Origin of the sequence: Aureimonas sp. AU12 (assembly GCF_001463705.1) — a bacterium.
Classification (GTDB): domain Bacteria; phylum Pseudomonadota; class Alphaproteobacteria; order Rhizobiales; family Rhizobiaceae; genus Aureimonas.
The window spans coordinates 1-13,644 of the sequence record NZ_BBWH01000008.1; the positions used below are offsets into that span (position 1 = coordinate 1).

12 protein-coding genes are annotated in these 13,644 nt (G+C 67.1%); 6 read left to right on the forward strand and 6 right to left on the reverse strand.

Annotated elements, in window-relative coordinates; all coding sequences use genetic code 11:
- From AUL33_RS03535 to AUL33_RS03560, 6 genes are all read left to right on the forward strand, one after another.
- A partial coding sequence (locus AUL33_RS03535) for a ribose-phosphate pyrophosphokinase (protein ID WP_062203758.1) occupies positions 1-700 on the forward strand: 700 nt, incomplete at its 5' end.
- Positions 701-1,001: 301 nt separating this feature from the next.
- Positions 1,002-1,664, forward strand: coding sequence for a 50S ribosomal protein L25/general stress protein Ctc (locus AUL33_RS03540; protein WP_062203760.1), 663 nt, complete (start codon positions 1,002-1,004; stop codon positions 1,662-1,664).
- 76 nt (positions 1,665-1,740) lie between these two features.
- Complete coding sequence (pth, locus tag AUL33_RS03545) at positions 1,741-2,469, forward strand: aminoacyl-tRNA hydrolase (RefSeq protein WP_062203763.1); 729 nt, start codon at positions 1,741-1,743, stop codon at positions 2,467-2,469.
- An 81-nt stretch (positions 2,470-2,550) separates the two neighbouring features.
- Complete coding sequence (gene ychF, locus AUL33_RS03550; RefSeq protein ID WP_062203768.1) at positions 2,551-3,654, forward strand: redox-regulated ATPase YchF; 1,104 nt, start codon at positions 2,551-2,553, stop codon at positions 3,652-3,654.
- A gap of 86 nt (positions 3,655-3,740) precedes the next feature.
- Positions 3,741-4,193: a MaoC family dehydratase gene (locus AUL33_RS03555; protein ID WP_062203771.1), complete on the forward strand. Its 453-nt coding sequence runs from the start codon at positions 3,741-3,743 to the stop codon at positions 4,191-4,193.
- Positions 4,190-4,678, forward strand: a complete 489-nt coding sequence (locus AUL33_RS03560) for a MaoC family dehydratase (RefSeq protein WP_062203774.1) — start codon at positions 4,190-4,192, stop codon at positions 4,676-4,678. The genes AUL33_RS03555 and AUL33_RS03560 overlap by 4 nt, the downstream gene beginning before the upstream one ends.
- Positions 4,679-4,680: 2 nt before the next feature.
- Here AUL33_RS03560 and AUL33_RS03565 read toward each other — a convergent pair whose 3' ends face one another.
- The 6 genes from AUL33_RS03565 to AUL33_RS03590 form a co-directional block, all read right to left on the reverse strand.
- On the reverse strand, positions 4,681-6,480 hold the full coding sequence (locus AUL33_RS03565; RefSeq protein ID WP_062203777.1) for a diguanylate cyclase: 1,800 nt from the start codon (positions 6,478-6,480) through the stop codon (positions 4,681-4,683).
- Between the two features lie 140 nt (positions 6,481-6,620).
- Positions 6,621-7,574 (reverse strand): cytochrome c1, encoded by a 954-nt coding sequence (locus AUL33_RS03570; RefSeq protein ID WP_062203781.1) that lies wholly within the window; start codon positions 7,572-7,574, stop codon positions 6,621-6,623.
- Between the two features lie 23 nt (positions 7,575-7,597).
- Positions 7,598-8,896 carry a cytochrome b N-terminal domain-containing protein gene (locus tag AUL33_RS03575; protein ID WP_062203784.1) on the reverse strand — a complete coding sequence of 433 codons (1,299 nt, stop codon included), beginning with the start codon at positions 8,894-8,896 and terminating at the stop codon, positions 7,598-7,600.
- A gap of 17 nt (positions 8,897-8,913) precedes the next feature.
- Entirely contained in the window at positions 8,914-9,531 is a 618-nt protein-coding gene (petA, locus tag AUL33_RS03580; RefSeq protein WP_156419268.1) for a ubiquinol-cytochrome c reductase iron-sulfur subunit, read from the reverse strand.
- A gap of 185 nt (positions 9,532-9,716) precedes the next feature.
- Positions 9,717-11,600: an ABC transporter ATP-binding protein gene (locus AUL33_RS03585; protein ID WP_062203790.1), complete on the reverse strand. Its 1,884-nt coding sequence runs from the start codon at positions 11,598-11,600 to the stop codon at positions 9,717-9,719.
- The gene (locus AUL33_RS03590) at positions 11,597-13,522 is read right to left on the reverse strand and encodes an ABC transporter ATP-binding protein (RefSeq protein WP_062203792.1); all 1,926 of its coding nucleotides are present in this window, start codon (positions 13,520-13,522) and stop codon (positions 11,597-11,599) included. Before AUL33_RS03590 ends, AUL33_RS03585 begins: the two co-directional genes overlap by 4 nt.
- Positions 13,523-13,644: the final 122 nt, after the last annotated feature.

A 13,644-nucleotide genomic window follows, 5' to 3' on the forward strand; every position in this document is an offset into this window, starting at 1 on the left:
GGCCCGCCGCATCACGGCGGTTCTTCCCTATTTCGGTTATGCCCGCCAGGACCGGAAGGCCGGCGGCCGCACGCCGATCTCGGCCAAGCTCGTCGCCAACCTCATCACCCGCGCCGGCGCCGACCGGGTGATGACGATGGATCTCCATGCCGGGCAGATCCAGGGGTTCTTCGACATCCCCACCGACAACCTTTTCGCCGTGCCGCTGCTCGCCCGCGACATCAAGGAGCATCTCGACACCGAGCACGTCATGGTGGTCTCGCCCGACGTCGGCGGCGTGGTGCGCGCCCGTTCGCTGGCCAAGCGTCTCGACGCCCCGCTTGCCATCGTCGACAAGCGCCGCGAGAAGCCGGGCGAGTCCGAGGTGATGAACATCATCGGCGAGGTCGAGGGCCGGCACTGCATCCTCATCGACGACATCATCGATTCCGGCGGCACGCTCTGCAACGCGGCCGATGCGCTGATGGCGGCGGGCGCCAAGGGCGTGCGCGCCTACATCACCCACGGCGTCCTCTCGGGCGGCGCCGTCGCCCGCATCGCCGCCTCGTCGATCGAGGAACTGGTGATCACCGATTCGATCGAGCCGACCAAAGCGATCCGCGACGCCCGCAACATCCGCGTCGTCACCACCGCGACGCTGCTCGGCGAGGCTATCGCCCGCACCACGACCGAACAGTCGGTCTCCTCCCTCTTCGACTGAACGCCTGTCTGCTTGCGCGCGCTTGAGGTCTGCACCCCGAGCGGCAAGGACATCGGACCGAGCCTCGGCTGATCGCCCATACGAGCCCGGGCCGTTCCGTGGAGGTCTTGTTCCGGTATCGGCTGACCGCCTCCAGCGGGTTGCGATCGGGCGACCCCCGCGCTATAGGCACCACGTCCGCGCGGACACCCTTGGAGGCAGCGCGGACGAAAAGCGGCTCATCCCAGCCGCTTTTCGTCGTTCCGGTCCTTTGCGGGATACCGACGCGACAACCTCTGATGAAACCAAAGGACTTCAAACCATGAGCGAGAGCTACACGGTCAAGGCTGAAGCGCGCGAGAAGGTCGGCAAGGGGGCCGCCAGACATCTTCGCCGCAGCAACATGGTGCCCGCCGTCATCTACGGTGACAAGCAGGCGCCCCTGTCGATCGCGGTCCCCTACAAGGAGACCTTCCTGAAGCTGCACGCCGGCGGCTTCCTGACGACAGTGATCAACATCGACCTCAACGGTCAGCAGATCCAGGTCCTCCCCAAGGACTACCAGCTCGACGTGATCAAGGACACTCTGGTTCACATCGACTACCTGCGCGTTTCCGCGCGGACGGTCGTGACCGTGCGCATCCCCGTCCACTTCGAGAACGAAGACGCGGCGCCGGGCATCAAGGCCCATGACGGCGTGCTCAACGTCGTTCACCACGACATCGAGGTCGAGTGCCCCGCGCAGTCGATCCCCGAGGGCTTCACGGTGGACCTCACCGGGCTCGAGATCGGCGACGCGGTCCACGCGTCCGCGCTCAAGCTGCCGAACGGCGTGTCGTTGACGACCGACGAGGATTTCGTCGTCGCCACGATCGTGCCGCCGATGGCCGAGGAAGTCGACGAGCTCGACGCCGAGACGCCGGTGACCGAAGTCATCGAGCAGACCGACGCGACCGCCGAGGACGAGCCGAAGACCGGCAACTGATGCGGCCTCGGGCGGGGTGCCAGATCCCCGCCCGACCCTCGCATGCCACACGCGTTCGCCTGAGGAGGCCGGGCACATGCTGCTGATCGCAGGATTGGGCAATCCCGGCCCGCAATATGCCGGTAACCGGCACAATATCGGCTTCATGGCCGTGGACGAGATCGCGCGCGATCCCGCCTTCGGGCCGTGGTCGAAGAAGTTTCAGGGCGAGATCTCCGAAGGGCAGGTCGCTGGCCGCAAGGTCTTCCTGCTGAAGCCCCTCACCTTCATGAACGACAGCGGGCGCTCGGTCGCCGCGGCCGCCGGCTTCTACAAGATCGAACCTGCCGACATCGTCGTCCTTCACGACGAACTCGACCTGCCGCCCGCCAAGGTCCGCGTGAAGACCGGAGGCGGCAACGGCGGCCACAACGGCCTGCGCTCGATCGACGCGCATCTGGGCAAGGACTACCGGCGGGTGCGGCTCGGCATAGGCCATCCCGGCTCGAAGGAACGGGTGAACCCGCATGTCCTCGGCGACTTCGCCAAGGCCGACCGTGACTGGCTGGCGCCGCTGCTCGAAGCGGTGGCGCGCAATGTCGACGCGCTGGCGAAGGGCGAGGACGCCGTGTTCATGAACCGCGTGGCGCTGGCCTTGAACTCGGAAGAGCCGAGCGGCGCCAAGGGCGGCGGCGCCAAGGTCGCGGCGCCCAAGCCCAAGGCCGAAAGCCACATCCGGCCGGCGCGATCGGCCTCGCCGCCGCCGATGCCCGACACCGGGCCGATGGCGGGCATGCTGCGCAAGCTGTTCGGCGCCAAGGACTGACATTCACAACCCGCCGGCCCTGGCACTCGGGGATCGGCGAGCGGGCGCGATGCGCCACACTCGATCAAGGACGACTAGGGCATGGGCTTTCGCTGCGGCATCGTGGGACTTCCGAACGTCGGCAAGTCCACCCTCTTCAACGCGCTGACGAAGACGGCCGCCGCGCAGGCCGCCAACTATCCGTTCTGCACGATCGAGCCGAACACCGGCGACGTCGGCGTTCCCGACAAGCGCATGCAGGCCATCGCCAAGATCGGCAAGTCGGCGCAGATCATTCCGACCCGCATCACCTTCGTCGACATTGCCGGCCTCGTGCGCGGCGCCTCGAAGGGCGAAGGGCTCGGCAACCAGTTCCTCGCCAACATCCGCGAAGTCGACGCGATCGTCCACGTGCTGCGCTGCTTCGAGGACGACGACATCACCCATGTCGAGAACCGCATCGATCCGGCCGCCGATGCCGAGACCGTCGAGACCGAGCTGATGCTCTCGGATCTCGACAGCCTCGAGCGCCGGATTCTGGCAACCCGCAAGAAGGCTGCTGGCAAGGACAAGGAAGCGCTGGCGCAGGTGCCGGTGATGGAAGCCGTGCTCGCCAAGCTTCAGGCCGGCGAGCCCGCACGCGTGCTGGTGGCCGGCTTCGATGCCGACGAGCGCCAGATCCTGCGCAACCTTAACCTCCTGACCTCCAAGCCCGTGCTTTACGTCTGCAACGTCGCCGAAGGCGACGCCGCGACGGGCAATACCTACTCGGCCGCCGTCGAAGAGATGGCCAGGCGCCAGGGCGCCCGCAGCGTCGTGATCTCCGCCGCGATCGAATCCGAGATCGCGCAGCTGCCCGAGGCCGAGGTCACCGAATATCTGGAGGCGATGGGCCTGCACGAGCCCGGCCTCGATCGCCTGATCAGCGAAGGCTACGGCCTTCTCGAACTCATCACCTACTTCACGGTCGGCCCGAAGGAGACCCGCGCCTGGACCGTCAAGCGGGGCTCGAAGGCGCCCGCGGCCGCCGGCGTCATCCACACCGACTTCGAGAAGGGCTTCATCCGCGCCCAGACCATCGCCTACGACGACTTCGTGTCGCTCGGCGGCGAAGTGGCAGCGAAGGAAGCCGGCAAGGCGCGCGACGAAGGCAAGGAATACGTCGTGCAGGACGGCGACATCCTGATGTTCAAGTTCAACGTCTGACGGCTCGAGGCGCGCGGGCGGGCTTTGGCGCGCCGCCCGCAAGCCTCTATGATGCGCGAACCGGACCGACCCGGCGGGAGACCTCCATGCGGACCTTCGAGGACTTTGCCGTCGGGACGACGCTGCCGCTCGGGCCTTATGCGGTCGAGCGAGACGCGGTCCTCGAATTTGCCGCCGAGTTCGACCCGCAGCCTTTCCATCTCGACGACGAGGCGGCCGACGCTTCGATGCTCGGCGGGCTGTCGGCCTCGGGCTGGCACACCTGCGCGATGATGATGCGGATGATGTGCGATGCCTTCGTCCTCGACTCGAGTTCGCAGGGCTCGCCCGGCGTCGAGTTCGTGAAATGGATGCGCCCGGTGCGCCCCGGCGATGTCCTTTCGGGCGAGGCCCGCGTGCTGGAGGCCCGGCCCTCGCGTTCTCGCCCGCATCTCGGCCTCTGCAAGATCCGCAACACGGTGCGCAACGAGCGCGACGAGACGGTGCTCGTCTGCGAGTACTCCGTCATGCTCCTGACCCGCGAAGGGTTCGTCCGATGAGGTACTGGGACGAGTTCGACATCGGCCATGTCGAGGATCTCGGCCACTACACGTTCACGCGCGAGAGCATCCTGCGCTTCGCCGGGCGGTTCGACCCACAGCCCTTCCATCTCGACGAGGAAGCGGCCGCGCGCAGCGTGCTCGGCGGCCTCTGCGCTTCCGGCTGGCAGACCGCCTCGATCTTCATGCGCCTCAACGTCCTTCATCAGCAGCGCGTCGCCGATGAGCGAGCGGCGGCGGGGCTGGTGCGCCCGGTCTTCGGCCCCTCCCCCGGCGTCGGCGAATTGCGCTGGCTGCTGCCCGTGCGGGCGGGCGAGACGCTGCACTACACGCAGACCGTCATCGGCAAGCGCATCTCGGCGTCGCGCCCGGATTGGGGGCTGATCTCGACGCGCGTCGAGGCCCGCAACGAGGCCGGCGCACTCGCCTTTTCGATGCTGGGAAAGGTCTTCGTTCAGGTCGAGGAACCGCCGAAGGCGGACTGACCTCAGGACGCCTTCAGGACGGCGTCGAGAGACGTGTCGGCGTCGGGCTCGACGGTCGTCTGCGCCGTCCACTGCGAGAGAATGGCGTTCGTCGCACGCACGCGGTTTCGCCCGGCCGCCTTGGCGGCGTAGAGCGCCGCGTCGGCCTGCACGATCAACTCGCCCCAATCCGCGTCGGGACACGATGCGACCGCCAGTCCGCAGCTGGCGGTGACCTGCAGCGGGGCCTCTGCCCCGTTGGGAATGCGGCAGCACTCGATCTCGCGGCGGATTTCCTCCGCCAGAGCCAGGACATCCGTCTGGCTCCAGTCCGCCACCGCCACGGCGAACTCCTCGCCGCCGTAGCGCGCCGCGACGACGCCGGGTGCCGAAGCCTGCGACAGGATCCGCGCCAGCGCCTGCAGGACGCGGTCGCCCATTCCGTGGCCGAAACTGTCGTTGATCGCCTTGAAGTAATCGATGTCGAACAGAAGGAAGGCCAGCGAAGCGGACGCTCCGCGATCGAGCTCCGCCAGCGCGACTTCGAGGCCGCGACGATTGAGGAGACCCGTCAGCTGGTCCGTCTCCGAGAGCACCCGCAGGCGCTCGGAGAGGATCTGCCGCTCGCGGTCGATGGCCTCGCGCTCGCGCTCCAGTTCCCACAGGGTCTGGAGCGCGCGGTAAAGCCCGCGAACCTGCGGCACGGTGCCGAAATAGGGCGTCTCGGCATGTGTCTTGCGCTCGCAGATGGCCACGATCTGCGAACGGAAGACGAGCAGCGGGCGCAGGACTTCGCGGTAGGCGATCCACCCGAGCCACGGCACCACCGCCAGCATGGTCAGCGTCAGGACAAGCGTGACGACGGTGTTGGTCAACGCCTCCTTCTGGCGCGCGCGCGCGCCATCCACCATCTCGGCGACGTAGAGGTCCCGCAGTTCGGCGATGGGTTGCGTCGTCTGCTCGTAGAGAGCGCTGATCCGGCGCGCGTTGAGGGATGGGTTCACGCGGATCGACTGACGCTCGACGATGCGTTGCAGGAAGGAGAAACCCTTGCCGAAATAGTCGCCGCGAATGGCGGCCAGCGCCTTGGCCAGACGCTCGTGCGTCGGCGCACTTTCCAGTTGCGACGCGCCGACATCCCACAGCGCGAGAATGCGCTGCTGGGTGCGCAGAACGGCGCTCTGCAGATCGATCGGAATGACGACCTTGGCCGCGATGGTCGGCATGACTTCGGAAGACAGGCGAACCGCCGCCTCGTGCATGGCGCCGAGCAGGCGTGCCATCGTCACCTGCCCACCGAGGTCGGTATCGGCGGCAATCACCGCTTTGGCCGCCACGTCGACGAACGGCTCGGCGGACTCGCTGAGCGAGATGAAACCACGAATGATCGACCCCTGCTCGCCGACGCGGCGCTCGTGCAGGGGCGTCGTCTTCATCAGGTCGACGCGCTGTCGCTCGGACCGCAGGCGAGCGCTGAGGAAGTTGAAGTTCGGCGGCTCGCGCCAGCCGAATTCGGTCAGGCTGGACTCCAGCCGCTTCAGCGCTTCGTCGGTGGTGCGACGCGCTTGCGTCATGCGGGCAAGTTCGTTGTCGTCGAAACCGGAGTCGGCGGCGAGCACCGCCTCGGTCGGCAGGCGTTCGGCCGTGACGGCCGACAGAGCGGTGAAGGCGATCTCGAAGCCCTTGAGCTGCTCGAGGCTCCGGTCGGCCGTGGAGCTCGACTCGAGCGCGACGCGCAGACCGAAGTAGCCGAGCAGGCCCGCACAGACGAGAAGAACGGCGGCGCCGGCCCGGAACAGGACAAGAGCGTTCGGTCTTCTCATGTCTCCCCGCTCCTCCCTTGTTCAACTGCAGATTACGCATGGGCAGATGAAGAAAGCGTTTGCTGCGGCGCCCCGCAACCAGAAATGGAAAAGGGGCCTTTCGGCCCCTTCTCAGCAATCGTCGAGCGGGTGTCGCCGCACTAGTGCGGCGTGTTCGCCCAGACGCGGTTCTTCACCAGATACAGCATGATGGCGAAGCCGATGAGGAAGATCATCACCACGAAACCGGTCGCCTTGCGCTCCACGAGGTGGGGCTCGGCGGCCCACATCAGGAAGGCCGACACGTCCCGCGAGTACTGCTCGACCGTCGTCGGCGCGCCGTCGTCGTAGCTGACGGCACCGGCGCTGAGCGGGTTCGGCATGGCCAGCGCAGGGCCGGCGATGAACGCAGGATTGTAATAGGTCCCCGGCTGGACGACGATGTGCTCCGGCACGTCCTGACCGTAACTTGTCAGCAGGGCATGGATATAGTCCGGCCCGCCTTCGGCATACTGCGTGGCGATGTCGAAGATGAAGGTCGGGAAGCCGCGCTCCACCGAACGGGCCTTCGCCAGAAGCGAAAGATCCGGCGGATGGGCACCGCCCAGCGCCGCGGCAGCCGCTTCCGGGTTCGGGTAGGGCGACGGCAGACGGTCGGACGGGATGCCCGGCCGCTGGAACATCTCGCCGGACGCGTTCGGGTTCGGGTCGGTGATCTGGTACTCGGCGGCGAGCGCGCGGACCTGCGCGTCCGAGTAGCCGAGAGCCTCGAGGTTCCGGAAGGACACGAGGTTCATCGAGTGACAGGTCGAGCAGACTTCCTTGTAGACCTTGAGGCCACGCTGAAGCTGGCCGAGATCCCAGTGACCGAACGGACCGGCGAAGGTCCAGTCGAGTTCGGCGGGACGCTTCAACGGGTAATGCGGGGTCGCATGCGCCTCGCCGGCCGAGCCGGAGGTCGAAGCCTCCGCGCCCTTGGCGGAGTCGGGCGCGGCGCCCGGTGCATCTCCGACGATCTGCCCTTCGGCCGCCGGGGCGGCCGGGTCCTGCGCGAGAGCGATCACCGGAGCGAGCACGACGCCCGCCGCCAGGAAAGCTGAAAGAAGCCGTTTCATTGCTAGGTCCTTCGAACGCTTCATCAGCCTTTGGTTTCCGGAGACGCGGCGGCACCGACCGGAACGCCGCGGGCACCGCCATGCTTGGCCAGGACGGCTTCGCTGATCGAGTTCGGCAGCTTGCGCGGGGTCTCGATGAGACCGAGCACCGGCAGGACGATGAGGAAATGAGCGAAGTAGTAGATCGTCCCGATCAGCGACAGGATCGGATAGATGCCTTCCGCCGGACGCGAGCCGAGCCAGCCGAGGATCACGGCGTTCACGGCGAAGACCCAGAAGAAGATCTTGTAGAGCGGCCGATACGTCGTCGACTTGACGCGGCTCGTATCGAGCCAGGGCAGGAAGAACAGGACGATGATCGAACCGAACATCACGAGCACGCCGCCGAGCTTGGAGTCGATCGGGCCGATGTTGAAGGTGATGGCGCGCAGCATCGCGTAGAACGGCAGGAAGTACCATTCCGGAACGATGTGCGCCGGGGTCTGCAGCGGGTTGGCCGGAATGTAGTTGTCGGGATGGCCGAGGTAGTTCGGGATGTAGAACAGGAAGTAGGCGAACACGGCCATGAAGACGACCATGGCGAAGCCGTCCTTGATCGTCGCATGCGGCGTGAAGGGCACGGTGTCCTTCGACGACTTGACCTCGACGCCCGTCGGGTTGGTCTGGCCGACCACGTGCAGCGCCCAGATGTGCAGGATCACGACGCCGGCGATCATGAAGGGCAGCAGGTAGTGCAGCGAGAAGAAGCGGTTGAGCGTGGCGTTGTCCACCGCGAAGCCGCCCAGCAGAAGCGTCTGAATGGCGGTGCCGACGCCCGGGAAGGCGGTGAAGAAGCCGGTGATGACGGTGGCGCCCCAGAAGGACATCTGGCCCCAGGGCAGCACGTAGCCCATGAAGGCCGTGGCCATCATCAGGAGGAAGATGATCACGCCGAGGATCCACAGCACTTCGCGGGGCGCCTTGTAGGAGCCGTAGTAGAGGCCGCGGAAGATGTGGAGGTAGACGGCGATGAAGAAGAACGAAGCGCCGTTGGCATGCATGTAGCGCAGCAGCCAGCCCCAGTTCACGTCGCGCACGATGTGCTCGACCGACTGGAAGGCGAGGCCGGAATTGGCCGCGTAATGCATCGCCAGCACGACGCCCGTGAGGATCTGCGAGGCGAGGAAGATCGCGAGAATGCCGCCGAACGTATAGGCGTAATTCAGGTTTCGCGGCACCGGGAAGGCGACGAAGCTGTCGTAGAGAAGCCGCGGAAGCGGCAGGCGCGCGTCGAGCCAGCGCATGACGCCGGCGGACGGCACGTAGGACGAATGACCGCTCATGGTGGGGTGCCTCTCCCTTAGCCGATGCGAATGGTGGTGGGGGTCGCGAATTCGAACAGCGGCACGGCCATGTTCTCGGGCGCGGGACCGCGTCGGATTCGGCCTGCCGTGTCGTAGGACGAGCCGTGGCACGGGCAGTACCAGCCGTCGTAGTCGCCGGACTGGCCGAGCGGAATGCAGCCGAGATGCGTGCAAACGCCGACCATCACCAGCCACTTCTCCTGGCCGGTCGCCGAGCGGTTGGCGTCGGTGGCCGGTGCGTCCGGCGGAAGGTTTGCGTTGCGGGCGATCGGATCCTTCAGTTCGCCGAGGTCGACGGCCTTGCCCTCTTCGATCTCCTTGGCGGTGCGCTGACGGATGAAGATCGGCTTGCCGCGCCACTTGGCGGTGATCGACTGCCCCTCGGCGATCTGGCTGATATCGACGTCGACCTGCGCCAGCGCCAAGGTCGCGGCATCCGGATTCATCTGGTCGATGAAGGGCCAGGCGAGAGAGGCGGCGCCGACGACACCCGCGGCGCCCGTGGCGATGTAGAGGAAGTCCCGGCGTGTGGGTTCGCTGCTGTGGTCGACGCTCACGGGAAATGACGCTCCTTCAGGGGTCGCGGACTGGGGAGGCCCACAAGCCAATTTCATGCAACGGCGGCCAGACGGGTCGCCGGAAAGGGGACGGCGCACACTGCCACGGAAAGCCACTTTCGGCGCGTTTTCTTACGCAGCCCCTTGGAACTTGTCCAGACTGGGGCAACGCTTCCGGGCACTATGTCGCTTATGAGGCAAGCGCGACACAACCTGGTCGCCGCCGGACTGCCGTGTCATCGTCACTCGGCAGCCGCCGAGGGCAGGAAGCCGCCAGACTGCCGGGCCCAGAGCGACGCATAGAGGCCGCCCCGTGCGGTGAGCTGGCGATGGGTTCCCTCCTCCACGATGCGCCCGTCGTCGATCACCACGAGCCGGTCGAGGCTGGCGATCGTCGACAGGCGGTGGGCGATGGCGATCACGGTCTTGCCCTCCATCATCGCCGCGAGATTCTCCTGGATCGCGGCCTCGACCTCGGTGTCGAGCGCCGAGGTCGCCTCGTCGAGGACGAGGATCGGGGCGTTCTTCAGGAACACCCGGGCGATCGCGATTCGCTGCCGCTGGCCGCCCGAGAGCTTCACGCCGCGCTCGCCGACATGCGCCTCGAACCCGGTGCGCCCGGCGGGATCACGCACGGTCTGGATGAAGTCGTAGGCGTTGGCGCGGCGCGCCGCGGCCACGATCTCCTCTTCGCTGGCGTCGGGACGCCCGTAGGCGATGTTGTCGCGAATCGAACGATGGAAGAGCGAGGTGTCCTGCGTGACGACGCCGATGGCGCCGCGCAGCGAGCCCTGCGTGACGCCCGCGATGTTCTGCCCGTCCACCAGGATCGCCCCGCCCTCGACGTCGTAGAGCCGGAGGAGGAGATTCACGAGCGTCGTCTTGCCGACGCCCGACCGCCCGACGAGGCCGATCTTCTCGCCCGGCGCGATCGCGAGCTGGAAGTTCTGCACCACGCCCCCGCCCCGCCCGTAATGGAACGTCACGTCGCGAAATTCGACGGCGCCGCGACCAGGGCGCAGGTCCGGCGCATCGGGCCGGTCGAGGAGCTTGGGCGCGACGGTGACGGTTGCGACGGCGTCCTGGATCGTCCCGTAGTTGCGCACGAGGCCGTTGATGTTGAACATCATCCAGCCGCTCATCTGGTTGAGCCGCAAGACGAGGCCGAGCGCGACCGCGACCGCGCCGGTGGACAGTCGCCCGTCCTGCCAGCCGGCGATGGCGAGCGCGCCGATGCCGGCCATCATCAGGCCGTTGAGCACCGCGACGGCGGTGCGCACCGTGGTCAACGCGCGGGTCATGCGCCTGACAGCCTCGACGAAGCGGCGGAAGCCGTCCTCGACGAAGACGTCCTGCCGGCGATGCGAATCGAAGAGCTTCACCGACAGGATGTTGGTGAAGCTGTCGACGACGCGGCCCGAGACCACGGAGCGCGCGTCGGCAGTGGCGCGGCCATACTTTCGGATGCGCGGCAGGAGATCCCGCACGATCCAGGCATAGCCGAGCGACCAGACCCCGAGGACGAGCGCCATCCAAGGATCGAGCGCGCCGAGAATCGTGGCAGCCAGCACCACGAAGGTGACGAAGCTCCAGAAGGTCTGCAGCGTCGTGACGATGAAGTCGCCGGTGGCCTCGCCCACCTGCTGCACCTTCTGCGCGATGCGGCCGGCAAAGTCGTTCTGGAAGAACGTGTAACTCTGGTCCATCAGCCGCCGGTAGGCCTGCCAGCGGATGCGGTTGTAGAAGGACGGGATGACGATCTGCTCTTCGAGGATCGACGCCGCGAAGAGAACGAGCGTGCGCACGACGAGCGTCAGCGCGGCCAGAGCGACTAGCATCGCGCCGTGCTCGGCCCAGAGCGTCGCGGGGGTCGAGGTGCTCAGCGCATCGACGATCCAGCCGACGCCGGTGTAGAGCGCCGCCTCGACCGCGCCGGTCAGCCCGCCGGTGACGAGAAGGCCGATCAGCGGCCAGCGCGCCTGCCGGGCGAAGTGCCAGATGAAGCGGTTGGTCTCGGCCGGCAGCGGTGGCAACTCGCCGACGCGCCGGGGCCGTCCGTCGGTGGTCGACTCCTCGCCGAACGGATCGATCACACCTTCGAAGCGCGCGAGGAAACGCTCCATCATTCGGCGGCTCGAAGGTCGTCGGTGCGCGTCGCCGGGGTCTTGGTATCCACCTCGCTCTCCATGGCGGCGGTCTCGTCGCCGGCATCGAGGAAGCCCCCGGCCTGCCGACGCCAGAGCGAGGCATAGAGCCCTTCGCGGGCGATCAGCTCGGCGTGGCTGCCCTCCTCGATGATCCGGCCGCGGTCGATCACGATCAGCCGGTCGAGCGCGGCGATCGTCGAGAGGCGATGGGCCACGGCGATCACCGTCTTGCCCTCCATCAATCGGTAGAGGTTCTCAGCAATCGCCGCCTCGACCTCCGAATCCAGCGCCGAGGTCGCCTCGTCGAGGAGGAGGATCGGCGCGTCCTTCAACATGACGCGGGCGATGGCGATGCGCTGGCGCTGGCCGCCCGAGAGCTTGACGCCGCGCTCGCCGACCTCGGCGTCGAGCCCGCGCCGTCCGGCGCTGTCCGCGAGGCCCGCGATGAAGCCGGCCGCTTCGGCGCGCTCCACCGCGTGGTCGAGATCGGCCGGGGTGGCGTCGGGGCGTCCGTAGAGGATGTTCTCGCCGATCGTGCGGTGGAGGAGCGAGGTGTCCTGCGTGACGACGCCGATCGCGCCGCGCAGCGAGTTCTGCGTCACCCCGGCGATGTCCTGGCCGTCGATCAGAATGCGACCGCTCTCGACATCGTAGAAGCGCAGCAGCAGGTTGAGCAGCGTCGACTTGCCGGCCCCCGAACGGCCGACGAGACCGATCTTCTCGCCGGGGCGGATGCGCAGCGTGAACTCCTCCACCACCGGCCCGGCGGCCCGGTGCGGCGCCGCGCGCCCATAGGAAAAGCCCACCCTGTCAAAGACGACCTCACCCGCTGGCACCGCCAGCGGGCGCGCGTCCGGGGCGTCGGTCAGCGCCACCGGCAGGGTGAACGTGGCGATGCCGTCGCGGATCGTGCCGATGTTCTCGAACAGCTCGGAGACCTCCCACATGATCCACTGGCTCATGCCGTTGAGGCGCAGCACCAGACCGATCGCCACGGCGATGGCGCCGACGGACAGCAGTTCGTTCGTCCACAGGCCGATGCCGATGGCGCCGACCGAGAAGAGCAGCGCCGAATTGAGCGCGTAGAGCGAAGAGAAGAACAGGTTGATCAGCCGCGCCTGCCCACGCACCGTGACGAGGAACTCCTCCATGCTGTGCCGGGCGTGCACGGCCTCGCGCTCGGTATGGGCGAAGAGCTTCACCGTGCCGATGTTGGAATAGGCGTCGACGATGCGCCCGTTCATCATCGCCCGCGCATCGGCCTGGTCCGAGGCGACCCGCATCAGCTTCGGAATGAAGTGCCGGAGCATGAGGATGTAGATCGCGAGCCAGGCGACGAAGGGCAGCACCAGCCGCCAGTCGGCCGCAGCGATCATCACAAGGATGCCGGTGAAGTAGACGGCGACGTAGAGCATCACGCCGATCGTCTTCATCACGGTCTCGCGGATCGCGAGCGCCGTCTGCATCAGCTTCGTCGAGATCCGCCCGGCGAACTCGTCCTGGAAGAAGCCGAGCGACTGGCCAAGGAGCCAGTTGTGGACGCTCCAGCGGAAGCGCATCGGAAAGTTGCCGAAGATCGCCTGGAAGGAAATGAGCGAGGAGGCGAAGGTCAGCGCCGGCAGGGCCAGCAGCACGACGCCGGCGATGCCCGCCAGCCGCCAGCCCTCGTCGCGAAGGAAGGTCTCGCGCGAGGTCGTCGAGAGCCAGTCGACGATGCTGCCGAGGAAGCCGAAGAGCGAGACTTCAGCCACCGAGATGAGCGTCGTGCCGATGGCATAGAGGAGAAGCAACGGCCAGATCGGCTTGGCGTAGTACCAGACGAAGCCGAACAGCGTGCGCGGCGGGTGCTTGGGGTCGGCGTCCGGAAACGCGTCGACGAGCCGCTCGAAGTAAGAAAACATCGGTCCATCCGGTCGGTCAGTGCGATCGCCGCCTCAGAAGGCAGCGAGTGCCGTCCCGAAGGCGGCCATGCGATTGCGTTTCATATAGGCGGGGCGCCCGCGCTTTCACGCGGTGCCGATGC

Excerpts from the sequence above, each read along its gene's own strand:
- petA (WP_156419268.1), bottom strand. The coding sequence starts at position 9,531 with ATGAAATTGGCTTGTGGGCCTCCCCAGTCCGCGACCCCTGAAGGAGCG.
- AUL33_RS03575 (WP_062203784.1), bottom strand. The coding sequence starts at position 8,896 with ATGAGCGGTCATTCGTCCTACGTGCCGTCCGCCGGCGTCATGCGCTGG.
- AUL33_RS03555 (WP_062203771.1), top strand. The coding sequence starts at position 3,741 with ATGCGGACCTTCGAGGACTTTGCCGTCGGGACGACGCTGCCGCTCGGG.
- AUL33_RS03570 (WP_062203781.1), bottom strand. The coding sequence starts at position 7,574 with ATGAAACGGCTTCTTTCAGCTTTCCTGGCGGCGGGCGTCGTGCTCGCT.
- AUL33_RS03565 (WP_062203777.1), bottom strand. The coding sequence starts at position 6,480 with ATGAGAAGACCGAACGCTCTTGTCCTGTTCCGGGCCGGCGCCGCCGTT.
- AUL33_RS03540 (WP_062203760.1), top strand. The coding sequence starts at position 1,002 with ATGAGCGAGAGCTACACGGTCAAGGCTGAAGCGCGCGAGAAGGTCGGC.
- pth (WP_062203763.1), top strand. The coding sequence starts at position 1,741 with ATGCTGCTGATCGCAGGATTGGGCAATCCCGGCCCGCAATATGCCGGT.
- AUL33_RS03590 (WP_062203792.1), bottom strand. The coding sequence starts at position 13,522 with ATGTTTTCTTACTTCGAGCGGCTCGTCGACGCGTTTCCGGACGCCGAC.
- ychF (WP_062203768.1), top strand. The coding sequence starts at position 2,551 with ATGGGCTTTCGCTGCGGCATCGTGGGACTTCCGAACGTCGGCAAGTCC.
- AUL33_RS03585 (WP_062203790.1), bottom strand. The coding sequence starts at position 11,600 with ATGATGGAGCGTTTCCTCGCGCGCTTCGAAGGTGTGATCGATCCGTTC.
- AUL33_RS03560 (WP_062203774.1), top strand. The coding sequence starts at position 4,190 with ATGAGGTACTGGGACGAGTTCGACATCGGCCATGTCGAGGATCTCGGC.